The 20,902-nt window shown below is 70.2% G+C and carries 9 protein-coding genes; 5 read left to right on the top strand and 4 right to left on the bottom strand.

Annotation, left to right across the window (positions count from 1 at the left end):
• Positions 1–318: 318 nt before the first annotated feature.
• The 4 genes from lnt to ACIHAX_RS19900 all read left to right on the top strand — a co-directional run bounded on the left by lnt (position 319) and on the right by ACIHAX_RS19900 (position 17,864).
• On the top strand, positions 319–1,989 hold the full coding sequence (gene lnt, locus ACIHAX_RS19915; RefSeq protein WP_397279102.1) for an apolipoprotein N-acyltransferase: 1,671 nt from the start codon (positions 319–321) through the stop codon (positions 1,987–1,989).
• A 376-nt stretch (positions 1,990–2,365) separates the two neighbouring features.
• The gene (locus ACIHAX_RS19910) at positions 2,366–16,003 is read left to right on the top strand and encodes an amino acid adenylation domain-containing protein (RefSeq protein WP_397278948.1); all 13,638 of its coding nucleotides are present in this window, start codon (positions 2,366–2,368) and stop codon (positions 16,001–16,003) included.
• Positions 16,000–16,992 (top strand): ATP-binding cassette domain-containing protein, encoded by a 993-nt coding sequence (locus tag ACIHAX_RS19905; RefSeq protein ID WP_355077659.1) that lies wholly within the window; start codon positions 16,000–16,002, stop codon positions 16,990–16,992. The genes ACIHAX_RS19910 and ACIHAX_RS19905 overlap by 4 nt, the downstream gene beginning before the upstream one ends.
• Positions 16,993–17,081: 89 nt before the next feature.
• A complete protein-coding gene (locus ACIHAX_RS19900) occupies positions 17,082–17,864 on the top strand; it encodes an ABC transporter permease (RefSeq protein ID WP_355077700.1) in 783 nt (260 codons plus the stop codon).
• A gap of 76 nt (positions 17,865–17,940) precedes the next feature.
• Here the strand turns inward: ACIHAX_RS19900 and ACIHAX_RS19895 are convergent, their stop codons facing one another.
• Positions 17,941–18,276: an RNA polymerase-binding protein RbpA gene (locus ACIHAX_RS19895; RefSeq protein ID WP_355077661.1), complete on the bottom strand. Its 336-nt coding sequence runs from the start codon at positions 18,274–18,276 to the stop codon at positions 17,941–17,943.
• A gap of 243 nt (positions 18,277–18,519) precedes the next feature.
• On the opposite strand from ACIHAX_RS19895, the gene ACIHAX_RS19890 reads away from it, so the two are divergent.
• On the top strand, positions 18,520–18,840 hold the full coding sequence (locus tag ACIHAX_RS19890) for a hypothetical protein (RefSeq protein ID WP_355077663.1): 321 nt from the start codon (positions 18,520–18,522) through the stop codon (positions 18,838–18,840).
• On the opposite strand, the gene ACIHAX_RS19885 is transcribed toward ACIHAX_RS19890, so the two are convergent.
• The 3 genes from ACIHAX_RS19885 to ACIHAX_RS19875 all read right to left on the bottom strand — a co-directional run bounded on the left by ACIHAX_RS19885 (position 18,812) and on the right by ACIHAX_RS19875 (position 20,896).
• Positions 18,812–19,873: a hypothetical protein gene (locus ACIHAX_RS19885; protein WP_364428168.1), complete on the bottom strand. Its 1,062-nt coding sequence runs from the start codon at positions 19,871–19,873 to the stop codon at positions 18,812–18,814. The genes ACIHAX_RS19890 and ACIHAX_RS19885 overlap by 29 nt on opposite strands.
• Before the next feature lie 140 nt (positions 19,874–20,013).
• Positions 20,014–20,196: a hypothetical protein gene (locus ACIHAX_RS19880; protein ID WP_397278945.1), complete on the bottom strand. Its 183-nt coding sequence runs from the start codon at positions 20,194–20,196 to the stop codon at positions 20,014–20,016.
• Positions 20,180–20,896: a M23 family metallopeptidase gene (locus tag ACIHAX_RS19875; RefSeq protein WP_364428162.1), complete on the bottom strand. Its 717-nt coding sequence runs from the start codon at positions 20,894–20,896 to the stop codon at positions 20,180–20,182. Before ACIHAX_RS19875 ends, ACIHAX_RS19880 begins: the two co-directional genes overlap by 17 nt.
• Between the last annotated feature and the right edge of the window lie 6 nt (positions 20,897–20,902).

Genomic DNA, 20,902 nt, shown 5'->3' with positions numbered 1-20,902 from the left:
TCAGTGGGGCCCGGCGATGAAAAGATGGATGCCCGATGACTCGCGTATCCGCCGTTTTCCGGCCCTCGCTCCCGGTCGGTCGGCCGTGTGGTGTGAATACACCCCCGGGCGAGTCGATCGGTTGGGCGAGTCGCGTGCGCGCACTCGAAGCATGGCGGACTTGATATTCCGTGTGATAAACATCACGTCCATTGCTGGGTCGAGGTTTGTCGAGCGGCGTGGGATGGACTCGGACCGATGGACGGCTCGGTTGTCGACCGCCGACTGGCGAGGGCCCGCGCGATGGCGGACGGTGGCCGAGTGATGGTGCGAGAGCGAATGCTCGCGTCGGTGCGGCAGGCGTCCGCGGTGGCGCGCAATCATCCGGTGGCGACGCGGTCGGTGGCGGCGGTCGTCGCGGGCTTGTTGCTGTTCGGCAGCTTCCCGCCAAGGCCGTGGTGGTTTCTCGCCCCTTTGGGCGTGGCGGTGCTCACGCTCACCGTACGCGGCGACGGCCGGCTGCGGGCGGGCTTCGGCTACGGATTTCTGGCCGGGCTGGCGTTTTTCGTCCCGCTGCTGCCGTGGACCGGCATCTACGTCGGACCGCTGCCGTGGCTGGCGCTGTCCACCGCCTGCGCGGTCTACCTCGGCGTCTTCGGCGTGCTCGGGCGGTTGGTCGGCGCGTTGCCCGGCTGGCCGCTGTGGGTGGCACTGGCCTGGGCCGCGGCGGAGTGGGGCAGGTCCAGCTTCCCGTTCGGTGGTTTTCCCTGGGGCCGTTTGGCCTTCGGTCAGGCCGACGGCTGGTTCCTGTCACTGGCGGCGATCGGCGGCGCCCCGCTGGTCGGGTTCGCCGTCGCGCTCACCGGAACCGGGCTGGCCGCGTTGGGCTCCGTGTTGTGGTCGGTGTGTACCACGGATGACGGGCGCGAAACCATGGTCTCCGAAAACGGTGCGCCCGAGTCGACCGCCGTGAGCGGACCTGTCCCGGCGACCCGACTGGGATACGCCGCTGTGGCTTTCGCCGTCTTGATCATGCCGCTCAGTGGCCTGCTGCTCCGGTCGGCTCTGCCAGATCCGGAGGCGGGCGACCGAACGGTCACGGTCGCGGCGATCCAGGGCAGCGTGCCCCGCCTCGGACTGGACTTCAACGAACAGCGGCGGGCCGTGCTGGACAATCACGTCCGGCGCACCGAAGAACTGGCCGACGAGGTGGCGGCGGGCCGCGCGCCGCGCCCGGATGTGGTGATCTGGCCGGAGAACTCCTCCGACATCGATCCTTTGCGCAACGCCGACGCCGCCGCCCTGATCACCGCCGCCTCCGAGCGCATCGGCGCACCCATTCTGGTCGGCGCCGTGCTGATCAACCCGGACCGGACGACGACCAACTCGGTGATGGTGTGGAACGGCGCGGCGGGTCCGGGAGACCGGCACGACAAGAAGATCATCCAGCCTTTCGGCGAGTATCTGCCGATGCGGAGTTTCTTCCGGCATTTCTCCGAATACGCCGATCGGGCGGGGTATTTCGTACCGGGAAATGGTGACGGAGTTGTGCACGCGGCGGGTATAGACATCGGCGTGGCGACGTGCTACGAGGTCGCTTTCGATCGCTCGTTCGAGGACGCGATGCGCGCGGGCGCCCAACTGCTCACCGTGCCGACGAACAACGCGACCTTCGGCGACAGCGAGATGACCTATCAGCAGCTGGCCATGTCCCGCGTTCGCGCCGTCGAACACGGTAGAGCGCTGGTCGTCGCGGCCACGTCGGGTGTCAGCGCCATCATCGCCGCCGACGGCAGTGTGCGGCAGGAATCGGCGTTGTTCGTGCCCGCGGCTCTGGTCTCCGAGCTTCCGTTGCGCAACGACACCACTCTCGCAACACGAATCGGGCCCGCGCCGGAGCGAGTTTTCGTTATCCTGACGGCTGCCGCCGCGCTGGCCGCGGCCCTCCGGCGGCGATCTGTTACCCGCGTGGACGAGCGAACCGGTCGTCGAGCCGTCGACGACCGATAGATCCTGTCGAACCAGCTTTTACCGAACACTCGGTTTGTTCTCGCCCCTACCGCCCCGAAAACGAAGGTGCGTAGTAAAGTTGCGCGCCGTTCGCCAGACAACTGAAGCGATCTGCGGAGTAGCATCGAACAGTCTGGTCAGGGCCCGTTTTGCTTCGGTTCGACCTAGTTGAGTCGCAATGTTTGCGGAAATGTAACCAACCAAAGTGGCCTTCTGCCAAGGACGTTGGATGTGAAACAAATCCAAAACGTCGGCAATCCGGCTGATGCGACGCTCCGAATCATAGGGCGTGGATTACGTCCTACGGCTGGCGCGCGTGCGCTTGCTGGGGCGGTGCTCGGGGAGTTGCGTCAACAGCGGCAGAACGGAGTGATTGATGAGTTCATTGGCCACGGATCGCGTCGACCAATGTTCATCCGGCGAATTCTCGGCCCAACCGTTTGCTCTGTCACCCGCGCAGACAGCTCTCTGGTACGCGCAGCGGATTCGCCCCGACGTACCGCTCACGATCTCTCAGTACGTCGAGATCCACGGCGACTTGGACGAGGGGCGGCTGCTGTACGCGATCGAGCGTTTCGGCGCCGAGACCCAGGTGGGTCAAGTGCGCCTGTTGGAAATAGATGGCACTCCGTATCAGATCGTCGACCCGGTGACACGGCCCGGCTGGCGCCGTATCGATCTGCGCGGCGAGGCCGACCCGCGCGCCGCGGCGCTGCGCTGGATGCACGAACACACGAGCTCGCCGATCGATCTGGAACGCGATCCGCTGACCTCCAACGCGGTTCTGCGGATCGGGGACTCCCATTACATCTGGTACTCGTTCGCCCACCACATCGTCATCGACGGCTACGGTGCGATGAACGCGCTCACCCGTACCGCGGAGATCTACACCGCGCTGGAGAGCCGGACCGAGCCGGTCGCGTCGCGGGCGACGCCGCTGGCCGAGATCTACGCCGACGAGGCGCGCTACCACGATTCCAGCCGTTTCCAGAGTGACCGCGAGTACTGGGCCGGGCAGCTGTCGGGCGTGGGCGAGCCGGTGAGCCTCGGGGGCGCCCGGCTCGGCGCCGCCACCCACGACGCGGGCCGCAGGCTGGCCACCGCCGTGCTCGACGACGAGCAGCATGCCGCGATCGACGCGGCGACCAGCGCGTGGAACACCACCGACTCGGCGGTGTTCGTCGCGGCGTTGGCCACCTACGTGCGTTCGGTGACGGGCAACGCGGACGTGGTGCTGAGCCTGCCGGTCTCGGCGCGCACCACGGTGTCGCTGCGCCGCTCGGCGGGCGTGATCTCCAACGTCGTGCCGATCCGGCTGCGTTTCGACGAGGCGACCACGATCGGCGACCTGGTGAAGGCGGCCGAGCTGCAGATCACCGGCGCCTTGCGGCATCAGCGCTACCGGCACGACGACATTCGGCGCGACAGCGGCTACTCCCGCGACGCGCGCGGATTCTTCGGCCCGATGGTCAATCTGATGCTGTTCCACGACGAGCTGCGTTTCGGCAGTCTGCTCGGCTCCATGCACGTGCTGGCCACCGGCCCGGTGGAAGACCTCTCGGTCAACGTCTACAACGGCGCGGGTGGCCGCCTGCACATCGACTTCGAAGCCAATCCCCGCCTCTACGGCGAGGCCGAAGTCGGCGTGCACCACGCACGCTATCTGGACTTCCTCGGCCGTTTCCTGGCCGCCGATCCCACGGTGCCCGCCGAGTCGCTCGGCGCGATCACCCACGCCGAGCGCGAGCAGGTCCTGCACGAGTGGAACGCCACCGCCGCGCCCCGGCAGGAGGGCACCCTCGCGAGCCTCTTCGCCGAACGCGTCGGGTCCGATCCGGACGCCATCGCACTCGAGTTCGGCGACGAGTCGCTGACCTACGTCGAACTCGACGGCCGCGCCAACCGCCTGGCCAGGCTTTTGATCGCGCGCGGCGCCGGGCCCGATACGACGGTCGCCCTGTGCCTGCGCCGCAGCCTCGACCTGGTGGTCGGCATGTACGCGATCGTGAAAGCGGGCGCGGCGTACCTGCCGCTGGACACCGAGCACCCGGCCGAGCGGATCGCGCAGATCGTGCGTCAGGCAGAGCCGTTGTGCGTGCTCACCGCCAGCCGGGACGACGTGGAGCTGCCCGCGATGGTCACCCGGCTGGACATCGACACCGCGCGGCTCTCCGGATTCGACGACGCGCCGGTCACCGACGCCGACCGCACGGGCGCGCTGCGCCCCGACCACCTCGCCTACGTCATTTTCACCTCCGGATCGACCGGAAAACCCAAAGGCGTCGGCGTGACCCATGCCGCCATCGTCAACCGGCTGCGCTGGATGCAGCACGAGTATCCGCTCGGCCGCGACGACGCGGTGCTGCAGAAGACCCCGGCCACCTTCGACGTCTCGGTGTGGGAGTTCTTCTGGCCCTTGCAGGTCGGCGCGCGCTTGGTGATCGCCGCCCCCGACGGGCACCGCGACCCGACGTACCTCGCCCGGATCATCGCCGAAAAAGGCATCACCACAGCGCATTTCGTGCCGTCCATGCTATCGGTGTTCGTCACCGAGGCGGATCTACGCGGCTGCGCCTGCCTGCACCGGGTGTTCTGCAGTGGTGAGGCGCTGCCCGCCGCCGCCGTGCGGGAGTTCTACGCGGCGCTGCCCGCCGCCGAACTGCACAACCTGTACGGTCCGACCGAGGCCGCCGTGGACGTCACCTACTGGGCGTGCCCACCCGATGCCGCCGCCGTGCCGATCGGCTCGCCGGTGTGGAACACCCAGACCTACGTGCTGGACGACCGCTTGCAGCCCGTTCCGCCCGGCGTGGTCGGCGAACTGTATCTCGCCGGAGTCCAGCTGGCCCGCGGCTACCTGAGACAGCCGCGGCTGACCGCCGACCGATTCGTTGCCGACCCCTTCACTCCCGGCGCGCGGATGTACCGCACCGGTGACCTGGCACGCTGGCAGATCGGCCGCTCCGGTGCCGAGCCGCGCGTGCTGGAATACCTGGGCCGCAGCGACTTCCAGGTCAAGATCCGTGGCCTGCGCATCGAGCTCGGTGAGGTCGAGGCCGCACTGCTCGAGGACGCGAAGGTGGCTCGCGCGGTATGCGTGGCGCACACCGGACGCGCGGGCGACGAGTTGGTCGCCTACGTGGTCGCGGCGAAGCAGGACGACGACGATGCCCCGCTGGACACGGCCGCGCTGTTGACCGCGCTGCGGCGCACGCTGCCCAGCTACATGGTGCCGTCCGCGCTGATGGAACTCGACGAGCTGCCGCTGAGCGCCAACGGAAAGATCGATCGGAAGGCGCTGCCCGTGCCCACGCCGGGCACGCGGTCGATCCGGCCGATCGCCGAACCCCGCACCGAGGTCGAGCGGGTGCTCGCAGGCATCTTCGCCGAGGTGCTCGACACCGAGGTCGGCATCGAGGACAACTTCTTCGATCTCGGCGGCAACTCGCTCATCGCCGCGCGGGCGGTATCCAGGATCAACGCCGCCCTCGGCACCGCGCTGACCATCCGTGACCTGTTCGAGTCGGCGACGATCGAGGCGCTCACCCGGCGATTCGCCATGCAGACCACCGACGTCGCCTCGCCGCGGCTGACGCCCGCCGAACGACCGGAGCGGATCCCGCTGTCGCAGGCGCAGCAGCGGCTGTGGATCCTGAACCGGTTCTCCGAACACGCCGCCGCGTACAACATGCCGCTCGCGGTGGAGGTGGAAGGCCCACTGGACGTGGCCGCGTTGCGTGCGGGCCTGGTGGACGTCATCGAACGGCACGAGAGCCTGCGCACCACCTTCCCGGAGTCGCCGGAGGGGCCCTACCAACTGATCCACTCGGCCGAGGCGATCCCGCTGACGCTCGACCCGATCGATGTCACAGCGGCCGACGTGGCGGACCTGGCGACCGAGTACGCCGGGTACGGCTTCGATCTGCGCAGCCAAGCCCCGATCCGGGTGGCGCTCTACCGCACCGGCCCGCAGCGCCACGTCTTCCTCGTCGTGCTGCATCACATCTGCGGTGACGGTTGGTCCATCGCACCGCTGGCCAAGGACCTGATGACGGCGGTGGCCGCGCGCGCGAACGGCGTGGAACCGCAGTGGACGCAGTTGCCGGTGCAGTACGCCGACTTCGCCCTCTGGCAGCGCGAGCTACTCGGCGACGAGTCCGATCCGGCCAGCGCGCTCAGCCGTCAGCTCACGCACTGGCGCACGGCGCTGGCCGGGCTCCCCGAGCAACTCGATCTGCCGCTGGACCGCCCGCGCCCACTGCGCAGGTCGACCGTGGGCGGCCGGGTCGAGTTCACCATTCCGGCCGAGATCCGCCGCGCGGCGGTCGAACTCGCGGCCGGCCGGGGCGTGAGCATGTTCATGGTGCTGCACGCGGCGCTGGCGACCCTGCTGTCGCGGCTGTGCGCGAGCGGTGACATCGCGATCGGCACCCCGATCGCGGGTCGTTCCGATCCGGCGCTCGACGACCTGGTCGGCATGTTCGTCAACACCCTCGTCCTGCGCACCGCGGTCGACCCGGCGGCCGGGTTCGACCGGATGCTCGACGTGGTGCGCGAGACCGACCTCAACGCCTTCGCCAACGCCGACGTACCGTTCGAGCGGCTGGTCGAGGTGGTCAACCCGGAGCGTTCTCCGTCGCGGCATCCGTTGTTCCAGGTGATGCTGTCCTACGACCACGCGCCGGATCTGCGGATCGAGCTGCCCGGGGTCCGCGCCGCGGTGCTGCCGATCGCCTCGGACGTCGCCAAGTTCGACTTGCAGTTGGTCGTCCACGACGACTCCGGCGACGGACCGCTGTCGGCCGAATTCGGCTATACGACGGACGTTTTCGACCACTCCACTGTGCAGTCGTTCGCCCGCAGGTTCATCGCCGTGCTGGCGGGCGGCGTGGCCGCTCCCGAGCTGCCGGTCGGCGACCTGCCGATCCTCGACCGCAGGGAGTCCGAGAATCTGGTGCCCATCGGGGGCGCGCCCGCCGAGCCGTCGATCACGCTGGCCACCTTGCTGTCCGGCACCGCGCGCAGGCTGCCGGACGCGGTGGCGGTTCGTTATCTCGGCGCCGACACCACCTACCGCGAACTCGACGAGCGATCGAACACGCTGGCGCGCGTGCTCATCGAGCACGGGGCCGGTCCCGAGACGGTCGTCGCGATCGCGCTGCCGCGCGGGCTCGACGCGATCACCGCGGTGTGGTCCGTCGCCAAAACCGGTGCGGCCTATGTGCCGATCGATCCCAGCTACCCGGGCGAGCGGATCGCGCACATGATCGGTGACTCCGGGGCGACGCTCGGCATCACCGACCCCGAATGCCTCGACGCCATGCCCGCCCTGCCCGCGACGCGGGGCAGGCACCGCAAGACCCAGGTCGACTGGCTGGTCCTCGGCTCGGGTGAACTGACCGCCGAGCTGGCGGGCCACTCGGCGGATCCGATCACCGACGACGAGCGGCACCACCCGATGCGGGTGAGCCACCCGGCCTATCTCATCTACACCTCCGGGTCCACCGGCACGCCGAAGGCGGTCGTCGTGACCCACGCCGGTATCGCCTCCCTCGCCGGCGAGCAGAACTACCTGTTCGGCATCTCGGACGCGGCGCGCACGCTGCACTTCTCCTCGCCCAGCTTCGACGCCTCGGTGCTGGAGCTGCTGCTCGGCTTCGCCGCGGGCGCGACAATGGTGATCGCCCCGCCGGGCATGTACGGCGGCGCCGAGCTGGCCGCGCTGCTGCGCGAGGAGCGGGTCACCCACGCCTTCGTCACACCGGCCGCGCTGGCCACCGTGCCGAGCGAGGGGCTCGACGAGCTGGAGACGGTCATCGTCGGCGGTGACGCCTGCTCGGAGGAGCTCGTCGAGACCTGGACCGCCGGGCATCGCATGCACAACATGTACGGTCCGTCGGAGGCCACCGTCGCGGCGACCGCTAGCGGGCCCATGCGGCCGGGCCGGCCCGTGCCGCTCGGTGCGCCGGTGCGTGGCATGCGTCTGTTCGTGCTGGACAGTCGCCTGCATCCGGTGCCGCCGGGCACGCCGGGCGAGCTGTACGTGTCGGGTCCCGGCGTCGCCCGCGGCTACCACGGCCGTTTCGGCCTGACCGCGCAGCGATTCGTGCCCAACCCGCACGGCAGGCGTGGGGAGCGGATGTACCGCACCGGCGACTTGGTCGTCATGGAGCGGTCCGGACAGCTGCGGTTCCTCGGGCGCGCCGACGATCAGATCAAGATCCGCGGCTTCCGTATCGAACTGCGCGAGATCGACAACGTGCTGCGCCTGCATCCCGGCATCCGGTTCGCGCTCACCGTGGTGCACACCGACGAGCAGGGCCAGGTACGGCTGGCGTCGTATGTGACGGCCGATCGGCCGGTCGAGGCGCGGGCCGTGCTGGAGACCGCGCGGCAGCGGCTGCCCGGCTACATGGTGCCCGCGTCGGTGGCGGTGCTGGACGAGATCCCGGTGACGCCCGCGGGCAAGCTGAACCGAAAGGCGTTGCCGCAGCCCGTGTTCGAGGCCGCGGCGACGTCCCGTCCGCCGAGCACCGCACTGGAGTTGGGCGTGGCGGGCGTGTTCGGCGGGGTGCTCGGTCGCCCGGTGACCGGAGCCGAGGACAGCTTCTTCGATCTCGGCGGCAACTCGCTGCTGGCCACCCGGCTCGCCGCCGCGCTGCACGCGGAGTTCGGTGTGGAGCTGCCGGTGCGGTCGATCTTCGAGGCGCCGACGGTCGCGGGAGTCGCCGAGCAACTGGACCGAGCGCCCCGGACGCAGCGGCAGGCGCTGGCGGTGCAGACGCCACGTCCGGGACGCATTCCATTGTCGCTGCCGCAGCAGCGTTTGTGGTTCATCAACCGATTCGCGCCCGAATCGAGTGCGTACAACATCGCTTTCGTGATCCGCGTGGCCGGCGATCTGGACGTGCCCGCGCTACGCGAAGCGATCGCCGACGTGGTGGGGCGGCACGAAGTGCTGCGCACCGTCTTCCCCGAGGACGCCGACGGCGCGCAGCAGGTGGTGCTGCCGGTCGAGCGGGCGGTGCCCGAGGTGGTGGTCACCGACATCGATGACTCCGGCGCGAAGGCCGCGCTGGAAGCTCTGGCGCACAGCGGTTTCGATCTCACCAGGCAGCCGCCGCTGCGTCTGTCGCTGTTGCGCACCTCCCCGGAGCGTTACCTGCTCGGCGTCGTGCTGCACCATATCGCCGCCGACGGCTGGTCGCTCGGTCCGCTGACCAAGGACTTGGCCGCCGCCTACGCGGCGCGGCACGAGGGTGCGGCGCCGTCGTGGACGCCGCTTCCGGTGCAGTACGCCGACTTCGGGCTCTGGCAGCGTGCCTGCCTCGGCTCGGAAGGCGATCCGGACAGCGTCGCGGCGACCCAACTGGAGTACTGGCGCACCGCGCTGGCCGACATTCCCGACCAGTTGCCGCTGCCTTATGACCGGCCGCGGCCGGAGGAGCCGACGCAGCAGGCGGGAACGGTGCGTTTCACGGTGCCGGAGCAGGTGCGGCGCGGGCTCGCCGCGCTGGCTCGCGATCGAGGTGTCAGCAAGTTCATGGTGCTGCGTTCGGCGTTCGCGGTGCTGTTGCGCTGTGTCACCGGCGGTCGGGACATCGTGATCGGCACCCCGGTGGCGGGGCGTACCGACACCAAGCTCGACGAACTTGTCGGCATGTTCGTGAACACGTTGGTGCTGCGCTCCGACGTCGACCCGGACCGCAGCTTCACCGATCTGCTGCGCGCCGACCGGGATACCGAGCTGGCCGCGCTGGCGCACGCCGACATCCCGTTCGAGCGCATCGTGGACGAACTCGGCGCCGATGCCCGCGCCACGGGCCGTCATCCGCTGTTCCAGGTGGCGCTGAGTGTGCAGGACGGTCCGGTGCCCGCGTTGGAACTGCCCGGCCTCGCGTTGCGCGCGGAGCCGTTGGACATCGCGCTGGCGAAGTTCGACTTGGAGCTGCGGGTCGCGAACGACACCGGCGCACCGGGATCCGCTGCGGACGAGACCGACAGCGTCTACGAGTTCGTCTACGCCGCAGAACTTTTCGACGCGACGACGATCGAGACGTTGGCGGACCGATTCCTGCGCGTGCTCTCCGCCGTCACCGCCGACCCGCGCGTGCCGATCCGCGACGTCGACGCGCGTACCGACCACGAGCGCCGCACACTCGCCCCGGCGCGTGGCGGGCAGGCGGCCGAGCCGTGCACGCTGGCCGCGTACTTCACCGCCACCGCGCAGCGGTTCCCGCACAACACGGCGCTGTGCGCGGGGACGACCTCACTGACCTATGCCGAGCTCGACCGGCGCTCCAACCGCTTGGCGCGGGCACTCATCGCGCGCGGACTCGGCCCGGGAACGCGGGTGGCGCTGGGGCTCATCCGCTCGATCGATTCGGTGGTGGCGCTGCTGGCGGCGACGAAGGCAGGCGCGACGTTCGTCCCGGTCGACCCCAAGTACCCCGCCGAGCGCATCCGGCACATGCTCGCCGACTCCGGTTGCGCGACCGGCGTCACGATCACCGTGCACGCGGAGCAGCTGCGCGCGGGCGCCCCGGCCGGGCGGGAGATCGAGTGGTTGTTACTGGATCGTCCCGAATTCGCCGCGGAACTCGACGGCCACGACGACGCGCCGATCCACGACCACGAACGCTCGCGCGCCAACCAGGTGGCGGACCTGGCCTACCTGGTCTACACCTCCGGATCGACCGGAACGCCCAAGGGTGTCGCGGTGACCCACGGCGGTCTGTCCAACCTGGCCGACGAGATCCGCGACCGCATCGGCGTCGACGAGCGTTCCCGCACACTGCACTTCGCGACGCCGAGTTTCGACGCGGCGATCCTGGATCTGCTCATCGCGCTGGGCGCGGGCGCGGCGATGGTGATCTGCCCGGCCGACATCTACGGCGGTGACGAGCTGGCCGCGCTGCTGGAGCGCGAGCGCGTCTCCCACGGCTTCATGACCCCGGCCGCGCTCGCCACCATCGACCACGAACGCTGGCCGCTGCCGCACCTGCGTGCGCTCATGGTCGGCGGCGAGGCGGTTGCGCCGGATCTGGTGGCGCGCTGGGCGCCGGGACGTGTGCTGTGCGATGTGTACGGACCGACCGAGACCACCGTGGTCATCACGATCTCCCGCCCGATCCGCTTCGGCGATCCGATCACGATCGGCAGCCTGGTGCGCGGAGCCAGGGCGTTGGTGCTCGATGAGCGACTGCGCCCGGTGCCGGTCGGTGTTCCCGGCGAGCTGTACCTCGCGGGGCACGGCCTCGCGCGCGGGTACTTCGACCGGTTCGGGCTCACCGCAACGCGTTTCGTGGCCGACCCGTGCGGGCCCGCGGGCGCCAGGATGTACCGGACCGGTGACGTGGTGCGCTGGAACGCCGCCGGCGAGCTGGTCTACCTCGGGCGCAGCGACCACCAGGTGAAGCTGCGCGGGTTCCGGGTCGAACTCGGCGAGATCACCACCGTGCTCGGCGAACACCCGTCGGTGCGGTTCGCGCACACCGAGGTGCGCCGCATCGCCGGCGCCGACCGGATCGTCGCGTTCGTACAGCCCGCCGACCGGGCGGCCGGGGTGGACACCGAGGAGGTGCGCGCCTTCGTCGCGGGCAGGCTGCCCACGCACATGGTGCCCTCCGGGCTCACCGTGCTGGACGCCATTCCGCTGACTCCGGTCGGCAAGCTGGACGTCAGCGCACTGCCCGAACCGCAGTTGCTCGGGGATTCGCCCGGCCGTGCGCCGCGGACCGACACGGAGCGCTTGGTGGCCGCGGTGATGGGTGAGTTGATCGGGGCCGACGGCGTGCGTGCCGAGGACAGCTTCTTCGACATCGGCGGCAACTCCTTGCTGGCGACCCAGCTCGTCGCGCGGCTGGCCGCGGCGACGAACGTACGGCTCGCCGTGCGCACCGTGTTCGCCACGCCGACGGTCGCCGGGCTCGCCGAGCTGCTGGACACGGGCGCGGCGTCCGATGCGGACCGCCCGGCGCTGGTGCGCCGGGAGCGCCCCGAGCGCATCCCGCTGTCGGCCGCTCAGCGGCGGCTGTGGTTCCTCAACCGGTTCAACGCCGGGTCGGGCGCCGGGCAGTCGTCGGGCGCCTACAACGTCCCGCTCGTCCTTCGGATGACCGGTGCCCTCGATGTCGGCGCGCTGGTCTCCGCACTGCACGCGGTGCAAGCCAGACACGAAACCCTGCGCACGGTGTTCCCGGAGACCGACGGCGCACCCGCGCAGGTCGTGCTCGACCCGGCCGAGGCGGCCATCTCGCTGTCGCGGATGACGGTGCGCCCGGACGAGGTCGAGACCGCCGTGCGTCGTTTCGCCGCACCGGGATTCGATCTGGCCACCACCGTTCCGATCCGCGCGGCGTTGATCTCGGTGCAGACCGGCGAGCCCGGGGAGCACGTGCTCGTCGTCGTGGTGCATCACATCGCGATGGACGGCTGGTCGCTCGAACCGATGGCCGCCGACGTCGCCGTCGCCTACCGCGCCGCCTGCGGTGGCGGCGCGGCGGAGTGGGCGGAGCCCGAGGTCCAATACGCCGACTACACCCTGTGGCAGCAGGAGGTGCTCGGCAGCGAGGACGACCCGGACTCGGCGGTGACCAGGCAGCTGGAGTACTGGCGGCACACCCTGGACGGCATCCCGGAGTTGCTGACCGTGCCCGCCGACCGGCCGCGTCCGCCCGCCCCGTCCTATCGGGGCGGCACCGTGGAGTGCGCGGTGGACCCGGTCACGCACCGCGAGTTGCAGATGATCGCCGGTAGCAACAACGTCAGCCTCTTCATGGTCCTGCACGCCGCGCTCGCGGTGCTGCTGCACCGGATGACCGCCACCGACGACATCACCGTCGGCACCCCGATCGCGGGTCGCGGCCATCCCGCGCTGGACCGGCTGGTCGGCATGTTCGTCAACACGCTGGTGCTGCGCACGCGGATCGACCCGGGGGCCCGGTTCACCGACCTGCTGCACGCCGTGCGCGAAACCGACCTGGACGCCTTCGCCCACGCGGACCTGCCGTTCGAACGTCTGGTGGAGGTGCTCAACCCGGCCAGGTCCCAGGCGCACCATCCGATGTTCCAGGTGATGCTCTCGGTCCGCAACGAGCCGGTCGGCGGCTTGGACCTGCCGGGGCTGCGCATCGAGGCGGCCGACATCGACACCGGGATAGCAAAGTTCGATCTCCAATTCACCCTGACCGAAACGCAGACCCCGCAACGTGATCCGGCCGGCATCACGGTGGCGGTGAACTACGCGAGTGACCTGTTCGACGAGCCGACCGCGCAGCGGCTGGGCAAGCGCCTGGCCCGCTTGCTGGCCGCGATCGCCGCGAACCCGACCACCGCGGTGGGCGATCTGGAGGTGCTCGATCCCGCCGAGTGGTCGGGGCTCGCTCCGGTGCGCGGGGCCAAACCCGACCGGCCGGTCACCTTCCCCGAAGTGTTCGAGCTGGCGGCGAGCGTCGACCGGGCCGGCATCGCCCTGGTGGCCGACGGCACCGAGGTGACCTACGACGCCCTGGATCGCTGGACCAACCGGCTGGCGCGCGTACTCATCGCCCGTGGCGTCGGACCGGAAACGCTGGTGGCCCTCGGCATCCCGCGGTCGATCGAGTCGGTGGCGACGGTGCTCGCGGTGGCCAAGGCCGGAGCGGCGTTCGTGCCGGTCGACCCGCTGTACCCGCGGCAGCGCATCGCGCACATGTTGTCGGATTCCGGTGCGTCACTGGGCATCACGCTGGCGGGCTACCGCGGCGAGCTGCCCGAGGGCGCGGAGTGGATCGTGCTCGACGACCCGGCGTTCCGCCGCCTGGTGCTCGCCGCGCCGGACGCGCCGATCGCCGACGCGGAGCGCCTCGCCCCGCTGCGAATCGACAATCCCGCGTACGTGATCTACACGTCCGGCTCCACCGGTACGCCGAAGGGCGTGATGGTCACGCACGGTGGATTGTCGAACTTCGCCGCCGAGACCGCCCACCGGTTCGACGTCCAGCCGGGGTGCCGGGTGCTGCATTTCGCCACGCCGAGCTTCGACGCCGCGATGCTCGATCTGCTGCTGTCCCTCGGTGGCGCGGCGACCCTGGTGATCACGCCCAGCGGCGTGGTCGGCGGCGACGAACTGCGGCAGGTCTTCGCCGCGGAGGGAATCACCCACGCGTTCATCACCACCTCGGCGCTCGGCACGGTCGACCCGCATGGCCTCGCGGAGTTGCAGCACGTGCTGGTCGGCGGTGAGGCGCTGCCGCCGGACCTGGTGACCCAGTGGGCGCCGGGCCGCAATCTGTACAACGTCTACGGCCCGACCGAGACCACCATCGTCACGGTGATGTCCCAGCCGATGACGCCCGGCGAGCCGATCACCATCGGCGGACCCATTCGCGGCGTCAACGCGGCGGTCCTGGACGCGCGGCTGCATCCGGCTCCGCTGGGGGTGACCGGCGAGCTGCACCTGTCCGGAGACGCGCTGGCCCGCGGTTACCTGAACCGTCCTGGTCTGACCGCGCAGCGGTTCGTCGCCAACCCGTTCGGCAAGCCGGGGGAGCGGATGTACCGCACCGGCGACCTGGTGCGCTGGTGGGCCGGGTCGCGCGAGCACGGGTCGTCGGCGGACGCCGCGCCGGAGATCCAGTACGTCGGCCGTACCGACCATCAGGTCAAGATCCGCGGCTTCCGTATCGAACTCGGCGAGATCGACGCCGCGCTCGCGCGTCACGGCGGGGTGGCGTTCTCCACCACCATCGGGCATCGCACCCCGGCAGGCGCGACAGCGCTGGTGTCGTACGTGAAGGCGCGCGACGGAGTGTCGCTCACCGCGGCCGAGCTGACCGGGCATGTGGCCGGACTGGTACCGAATTACATGGTGCCGCAATCGATCATGCTGCTCGACGAGGTTCCGCTGAGCCCCGTGGGCAAGCTGGATCGGGCGAAGCTGCCGGAACCGGTGTTCACCACGGGTGAGGGCTATCGGGCCCCGTCCACCCCGACGGAGGAGGCGCTGTGCGCGGCTTTCGCCGAGGTGCTCGGTGTGGAGTCGGTGGGCGCGGACGACGGTTTCTTCGAACTCGGCGGCAACTCGCTGCTGGCCACGAAAGTCGTCGCGCGCGTGCGGGAGACGGGCATCGACCTGCCGGTGCAGTTGATGTTCGGCGACGCGACGCCCGCCGCCATCGCGGCGCGGCTGGACGACGCGGGCGCGACCTCGGGCGCCGCGGTGGCGGCGATGCTGGCGCCGGTGCTGCCGATCCGGCCGGGTACCGCGGCGAGCCGGGCGCCGCTGTTCTGTGTGCATCCGGCGATCGGTCTGGCTTGGTGCTACTCGGGATTGCTCGCGCATCTGCCGGGGGACCGGCCGGTGTACGGGTTGCAGGCGCCGCACGCCGCCGGGCAGGACGGCTACGCGTCGATCGACGAGGCCGCGAGCCACTACGTGGCCGCGATCAAGGAGATCCAGCCCGAGGGGCCCTACCACCTGCTCGGCTGGTCGCTCGGCGGATTGATCGCACAGGAGATGGCCGTGCAGTTGCAAGAGGCGGGCGACGAAGTCGCGCTGCTGTCGATGATGGACAGCTACCGCCTGTCCGACGAACTGCTCGACCAGGCGACGCCGAGCGTCGCCGAGATCGTCGGGGAGTTCGGCAGCGACGAACTCGGCGCGGAGATCGATCCCGGCATGAGTCTTCGGGAGGCGGCCGAACTGCTGCGCGCCCGGTCCGGACCGTTCGCGGCGCTGACCGTCGAGCATCTGGAGCGGCTCTACGCGGGCTACGACAACGGCACCGTGCTCGCACACAGCTTCCGGCCCCGCCCGTTCGACGGCGACCTGCTGTTCTTCAGCGCGGGCGACGACCCGATCAACCGGGCCGATCCCGACCGGCGCGCCGACGCCTGGGAGCCGTACGTCACCGGCGCCGTCCACGACCACGAGCTGCGCTGCGCGCACTCCGCGATGACCACCCCGGAGGCACTGGCGGTGATCGGGCCGGTGCTGCGGAGGTGGCTGGAGACGAAGGAGACGCACAGGTGAGTTTCGCGGTGGAAGTGACCGGCCTGGTGAAGAACTACGGCCGGGTCCGCGTGCTGGACGAGATCGACCTACGGATTCCCACGGGCACCGTGATGGGTCTGCTCGGCCCCAACGGCGCGGGCAAGACGACGACCGTGCGGATCGTCACCACGCTGCTGAAGCCGTCCGCCGGGTCGGTGCGCGTGGCGGGCGTCGACGTACTGCGCGATCCCGCGGCGGCGCGCAAACGGATCGGCCTGTCCGGCCAGTACGCCGCCGTCGACGCCAATCTGTCCGGTTACGAGAACCTGCGCATGGTGGCCAGGCTGTACGGGATGTCGCCGCGGCAGGCGACTGCCAGGGCCACCGAACTGCTCGGCGCCCTGGGGCTCGACTACGCCGCGCACCGCAGAGCGGGAACCTACTCCGGCGGCATGGCCCGGCGGCTGGACCTCGCGGGCGCGCTGGTCGCCCGGCCCACTGTGGTGGTGCTGGACGAGCCGACCACCGGTCTGGACCCGCGCGGCAGACTGGACATGTGGGGGGTGATCGGCGACCTGGTCGACGACGGCACCACGGTGCTGCTCACCACGCAGTATCTGGAAGAGGCCGACCTGCTGGCCGACCGCATCACCGTCATCGATCACGGGCAGGTCATCGCGCGCGGCTCGGCTGACGAACTGAAGACCTCGATCGGCGGCGACCGGCTCACCGTCACCTTGGCCGCCGGACAGGCCGCCGCGCCCGCGCTGGCCGTGCTGGCGCAGGTCGGCGTCGGCGAGCCCGGCCACGAGGCGGGCACCGACGAGGTATCGGTGGTGGTCGGCGACGGTTCGCGCACGATGGTGGAGGCGCTGCGCAGGCTGGATGACGCGGGCGTCTGCGTGGTCGACGCCAACGTGCACCGGCCGAGCCTCGATGACGTATTCCTTTCCCTCACCGGCAAACCGAGCGGAGCGACCGTCACGGAACCGGAGACCGACGACGTACAAGAGGAGATCATGTCGTGAGCACGGCAATCGTTGGGGAGGCCGCCGCGAAGGCGGAACAGGAGCCGAAAAAGGCCGCGACGCAACCGAATTCCGCCCCGCGGCTGCGGTTGTTCCGGGACAGCGCGATCGTCGCGCACCGCAATCTGCTCACCATTCTGCGCGTGCCGACGCTGCTGGTGACGGCCACGATCCAACCGCTGATGTTCGTGTTCTTGTTCGCCTACATCTTCGGCGCCTCGCTGGGCGGCGGCCAATACCGCGAATTCCTGCTCGCGGGCATCTTCACCCAGACGGTGGCGTTCAACGCCGCGTTCACCACGGTCGGCCTGGCCGGGGACCTGCAGAAGGGCATCATCGACCGGATGCGCGCGCTGCCGATGTCGCGGCTGGCCGTGCTGATGGGCCGCACGCTGTCGGACCTGGTGGTCAACATCCTGAGTTTGGCGGTGATGGTCGGGTGCGGGTACATCGTGGGCTGGCGCATCCACGGCAGCGTCTCCGACGCCGTGCTGGCGTTCGCGGTGATCCTGCTGTTCGCCTTCGCGATGTCCTGGGTCGGCGCGCTGACGGGCCTGATGTCGCCGACCGTCGAAGTGGCACAGAGCGCCGGACTGATCTGGCTGTTCCCGCTGACGTTCATCTCCTCGGCGTTCATCTCGGCCGAGACGCTGCCGGGTCCGCTGCGCACGATCGCCGAGTGGAATCCGATCACCGCGGTGTCGGCGGCGGGACGAAAGCTGTTCGACAACGACTCGCCGCCCACCTTCGTCCCGCCCAGCGGCTGGGCCGCCGACCACAGCGTCGAATACGCGGCAGCCTGCTCGGTGGCGATCCTCGTGGTGGCCGTGCCGCTGGCGCTGCTGCGCTACCGCAAGGTGGCCAGTCACTGACCCGCACGACCACGCGAACAGCGAACGGCCGCCGGCATCCGGACGATGCGGCGGCCGTTTCAGTATTCGCGAACCGTCAGGCGCGGCGGCGGGTCTTGAGCAGCTCCAAGCGCTCCTTGAGCAACTCCTCGAGCTCCTCCTTGCTGCGGCGTTCCAGCAGCATGTCCCAGTGCGTGCGCGGCGGCTTGACCTTCTTGGTCTCCTGGCTGGTGCCTTCGACCAGCACGCCCTCCTGGCCGTTGCGGCACAGCCAGGTCGGCGGGATCTCGGCGTCGTCGGCGAAGGGAACGTCGAATTCCTCGCCGTTGTCGGTCCGGTACCGGGCGATCCGACGCGGAGCCAGGTCGTGGTCGCGATCGGTCTCGTAGCTCACCGCTCCGAGCCGACTGCCTCGGAGTACGCGATCTGCCATGGTGTGCCTCTCCCTGTGTGCTCGAGTCTTCGTGCGCTGCGACCGTGTCCGCGCGAGTGCGCGTGGCACCCGCCGGACCTGATGTACAACGATCGGGCCTGCGCCGATAGTTCCCGACGCGGCCGCGGTGAACCGTTCCATTGTAGTGCCCGCGGCGCACAGGACTCGTCGCGCCCGATGGCGGGTGATTCGCCGGGGGTCGCTGAGTGGACCGCGGATGGCGAGCTATTAGTGTTCTGCGTCATGTCGCGCCGCTTGTCCTGCCAGTGGTGTGGGCGGGAGATCGTGGAATCGGAGGCCGGCCGCCGTCGCCGGTACTGCCGCCAGTCCTGTCGCCAACGCGCCTACGAACACCGCAACAGTCTGAAGGGAACGGGGATTCCCGACGACGCGGTGGTACTCAGTGCCCAGGAGGCCGCCGACTTGGCCGATCGCTGGTTCGCTGCCCGCTGCGCCGCCGAGGACGTCGCCACCGCCATCGCGGAGGGGGCGACGCCCGATGAGCTGGCCGTGCTCGGCAAGACGCTGGTCGCGCTCACCCGTGACGCGGAACGTCTGCGCTGACCGGGTCCGCCGGGTTCGGGTGTGCGGCGCGGTCGCGGTGGCGTAGATACGCCGCGGCGAGCAGCGCGACTACGGTCGCGGCGAGTCCGCAGCCCGCCGACCAGGTGGCGGTGTCCGGGTGGACCAGCGACTGGCCGCGCATCGCCTGCCAGAAGACCAGCGCCAGCAGGCCGGCGTAGCCCGCCGCGAGCACACCCACGACGGCCGCGCGGGCGCGTTCGGGGCGCAGCCAGCGGTACCGGGGAGCGAGCCAGGCGAGCGCGACGGCCACCAGCAGCAGCACCTGGATGCCGTGCAGCCCGACGAAGTGCGGAACGCGCAGGTCTCCGCCGACCGTGCTCCAGTGCGTGATCGGCATGCCGCGCGTGGCGTCGCGCGCGGCGAGATCGCCCGCGCCGGACAGCACCGTGTGCCCGGCGGCCAATTCGACGATTCGTCCGTCACTGTCGCGGACGAGTTGCTTGCCGGTGAAGCCCATCAGGTAGCCCAGCGCCATGCCCGCCACGGCCAGTGCCAGTCCGGCGTGGACAGCGCGTGCGGTCGGGCGGTCCACCAAACGCTGCCAGGACAAGATCAGCACGATGAGCAGGTTGGCCAGGAACAGGCCGGGCACGCCGGAGGCGAAGACCATCTGCCCGATCGAGTTCACCGGGTCGTCCTCGGTATTGAAGTGGCTGAACGTGCCGCGTGCGGCCTGCAGCACGATGAATCCCACATCGATGAATCCGGTCACCGCGAACACCGAGCCCAGCCACCAGGTGACCCGGCTGCCCTTGTGCGGCAACGACAGCAGCCACGCCAGGGTGAGGCTGTAGAGCGCGAACGCCAGGCCGAATTTCATCGGCTTGAGCCAGACCGATTCGCCGAGCAGCGTGCGGTCGTCGATCGGCATCGCCGCGAGGGAGAACAGGACGAGCGCCGTCATCGCGGCGACCGTGCCCAGCAGTGGCCGATGCAGTCGCCCGCGCGTCGCCGTCTTCGCGCTCGCCCGCGACCCGTCTTCGGGCGCGGTGGCGAAATATGTTGTGGACATGGACCGAACGTAGAAATCACGGACGCCGGAGGGCGTCCCGCCGCGGCGCTATTCGCGCCTAGTACCCGGGTATCGGGCGACACGATCGGTCGGTACCGCAGACGCACATGCCGCCGCATAGCTCGTGCCCCGGCTCGCTGTCACAGCTCGTCCGGTCGGCTCACACGATGTGATCCCGCGGCGAGATCGCGGGCCGTCGTGCCCGTCGTGCCCGGCCCGCCTGGAGAGAAGAAGCGGGCCGCGAACGCGTCGTTGCGTTCGCGGCCCTCGCGGGCGACGGCGCTGTCGCCGGGTCCGTTCGCGAGATCAGTCCTCCTGCGCATACCCGACGTCGATGCCGCGTCCGGCCAGCCAGGGCCGCGGATCGATCGGCGTGCCGTCGGGCAGACGGACCTCGTAGTGCAGATGCGGGCCGGTGGAGTAGCCACGATTGCCGACCGTCGCGATGACGTCGCCCGCACGGACCTGCTGTCCGACGGTGGCGAGGATGTCGTTCACGTGGCCGTAGACGCCGATGGTGCCGTCGTCCTGCTGCACGCGCACCCACAGGCCGAAGCCCGAAGCGGGACCGGCCTCGATCACGACGCCGTCGGTGACCGCGGCGATCGGAGCTCCGAGCGGGTCACCGAAATCCAGGCCCGCGTGCATCGCGCCCCAGCGCGTGCCGAAATTCGAGGTGAGCACGCCCGCTGCGGGCCGGACGGTCATGGGGCGCGCGAAGTTCTGCGCGATGCGGTTCACGTCCGAGGGCGCGGGCATCGGGGCGGCCTGCGGCGCCGGACCGGTCGGCGGGGTGAAGACGGCGAATCGAGCCATGCCCTCGGCCGGGCGGATCTCGCCCGAGGCGATCTTCCCCGCGACGAGACGGGCGGACGCGTCGGTGTCCTCGTCCTGCTGCGCCGCGGCGAGGATGCCGAAGGAGGCGGTGACGACCGCGGAGGCGGCGACGACGCGGGCGGCGGCGCGATCACGGCGCAACCGCGTCGCGGCGCGACGGATCGGTAACGGAAAGGTCACGGGCATGCGTCG

Source organism: Nocardia sp. NPDC051929, from assembly GCF_044548645.1.
GTDB lineage: Bacteria > Actinomycetota > Actinomycetes > Mycobacteriales > Mycobacteriaceae > Nocardia > Nocardia sichangensis.
This window is presented reverse-complemented; position numbering and strand designations above follow the sequence as displayed.